This window comes from Oscillibacter sp. UBA6647, from assembly GCA_002455655.1.
Classification (GTDB): Bacteria; Bacillota; Clostridia; order Oscillospirales; family Oscillospiraceae; genus Oscillibacter.
In genome coordinates, this window is record DKLF01000117.1 from 2052 (window position 1) to 4620 (window position 2569).

General features: G+C 56.8%; 2 protein-coding genes. Both read left to right on the forward strand.

Going from position 1 to position 2569, the window contains the following annotated elements; genetic code table 11:
* The coding region (locus B2W96_RS08645) for an ABC transporter ATP-binding protein (protein WP_293009887.1) at positions 1-636 on the forward strand (636 nt) is incomplete at its 5' end.
* Positions 636-2393 (forward strand): ABC transporter ATP-binding protein, encoded by a 1758-nt coding sequence (locus tag B2W96_RS08650; RefSeq protein WP_293009888.1) that lies wholly within the window; start codon positions 636-638, stop codon positions 2391-2393. The genes B2W96_RS08645 and B2W96_RS08650, both read left to right, overlap by 1 nt.
* Positions 2394-2569: the final 176 nt, after the last annotated feature.

A 2569-nucleotide genomic window follows, 5' to 3' on the forward strand; every position in this document is an offset into this window, starting at 1 on the left:
TCCGGCAGCGGGAAAAGCACCATTGCCCGTCTGATTGCCTCCATGTGGGACGTCACCTACGGCAGTATTTCCATCGGCGGCAAGGATATCCGGGAAATCCCCCTGAAGCAGCTCAATGCCATGATTGCCTATGTCTCCCAGGACAACTTCCTGTTTAACGAGACGGTGCGCGAGAATATCCGCAAGGGCCGCCCCGGAGCCACGGACGCCGAGATAGAGAACTGTGCCCGCGCTGCGGGCTGCCACGACTTCATCATGCAGCTTGAAAACGGGTATGACACCGTGGCGGGCAGCGCGGGCGGACATCTCTCGGGCGGAGAGCGGCAGCGATTGGCCATTGCACGGGCCATGCTGAAGGATGCGCCCATCGTGATTCTGGACGAGGCCACCGCCTATACCGATCCTGAAAACGAGGCTGTGATTCAAAGTGCGGTGGCAAAGCTGGTGGAGGGCAAGACCCTGATCGTGGTGGCTCACCGCCTGTCCACCATCACGGACTCCGACCAGATTATCGTGGTGAACGGAGGCAAAATTGAAGCGGCGGGCACGCATGAGACGCTGCTGGAGGACTGCGGCCTGTACCGTCGGCTGTGGGAGACTCATATCGGCGCAAAAGACGCCTTGGAGGTGCGGTAATGTTTGGCTACATCAAAAAATTTATTGATTTTGCGGGGGATCAGCGCAAAAAAATGATGGCAGCACTTGTGTTTGGCTTTTTCCAGAGTTTTTTCAATGCGTTTTCCCTGCTGGCGGCATCCTATGCGCTGGGTGCGATTCTGGACGGCAGCGCAAGCAGAAAAACCGCGTGGGTTTCCATGGGCATTGTGTTGGCAGGGATGCTGGGCGCGTATTTCTGCAACTGCTTTTCCATCCAATTGGAGACCCAGGCGGGCTACACCACGGCGGCGGGTGCGCGCATCCGTCTTGCCGAACGGCTGCGCTACGCGCCCATGGGCTTTTTTAATCAGCGTAATCTGGGGCAGATTACAAACGTCGCCACCAATACCTGCGAAAGCCTTCAGGAGACGCTGACCCGATGTATGGTTTTGTCCGTGCAGGGATTGATGACCACGACGGCCATCACGCTCATGCTGTTCGCATTCGACTGGCGCATCGGACTTGTGACGTTGGCGGGCTTTTTGCTGTTCCTTCTTGTGAACAGCCGCATGCACAAGGCAGGCGAGGTGATGAGCGGACGCAAACTGAAATCCGTGGAGGGCGCGGTGGAGGCCATTTTGGAGTATGTGCAGGGCATCGCGGTCATCAAGTCCTATAATCTGAGCGGCAACGCCAATAAAAAGGTGTCCGACGCCATTGACGAGGAAAACACCGTCTCCTATCGAATGGAGCGGGCCTTTATTCCGCTGATGTCGTTGCAGGGTATTGTCGCAAAGCTTGCGGGGCTTGCCATCGTCGGATGCTCCATCGCGTTTTATCTGGACGGCTCCATGTCTTTGCAAAATGCGCTGATGATGTGTATTGCATCTGCCATGGTCTATAACGAGCTGGCCACCGGCGGAAATATGTCCGCCCTCATGCGCACGGCGGCGCTGGCTATCGACAACATCAACGCCACGCTGGATATGCCGGTGATGGATGAAGACGGAGCGGACATTTCTCCCGAAAACACTGATATTACAGTGGAAAGCGTGGGCTTTTCCTATGACAGGCGGAAAATTATCGACGGTGTGAGCATTGATATTCCGCAGGGCTCCACGCTGGCCATTGTGGGTGGCTCCGGCGGAGGAAAGACGACCCTGTGCAACCTCATCATCCGCTTCTGGGATGTAAATGAGGGTAGAATCACGCTGGGGGGACGGGACGTGCGGGAATACACGCTGGACAGCCTGCTGCGAAACTACGGCATGGTATTCCAGAATGTGTACCTGTTTAACGACACCATTGCCAACAACATCCGCTTTGGAAAGCCAAACGCCACGCTGGGGGAGGTGCGCGCTGCGGCGCGCCGCGCCTGCTGCGACGAGTTTATCATGGCGCTCCCCCACGGCTATGACACAGTGATCGGAGAGGGAGGAGCGAGCATTTCCGGCGGGGAAAAGCAGCGCATTTCCATCGCCCGCGCGATCATCAAGGACAGTCCCATTATCATTCTAGATGAGGCCACCGCCAACGTAGACCCGGAAAACGAGTGGCTGCTTCAGCAGGCGATTGCGGAGCTTACAAAGTCCAAAACCGTTATCATGATTGCCCACCGGCTGAAAACCGTTCGCAACGCGGACCAGATTGTGGTGATAGAAAACGGGCACATCGCCCAGAAGGGAACCCACAGTGAGTTGATGGAACAGGGCGGGCGCTATGCCGACTTCATCGGCATGCGCGAGCAGTCCATCGGCTGGAAACTGGGCCGAACGGCGGCACAGTCCGTTACGTGAAACAGCAGGTATTTGCCGCAGACTTGCAGTAAGAAGCCGGAGAGCGGCATGCATTTAACATCGAAGATTAACGAAACCCCGGTTTACGCCGGGAACCCGCTGCCACGAGGGCTAAGGCGATTTCAAACGCCCTGACAGACTCGCTGCCGAAAAATAAGACCGTCCGCTGTATGCAT

Excerpts from the sequence above, each read along its gene's own strand:
- B2W96_RS08650 (WP_293009888.1), top strand. The coding sequence starts at position 636 with ATGTTTGGCTACATCAAAAAATTTATTGATTTTGCGGGGGATCAGCGC.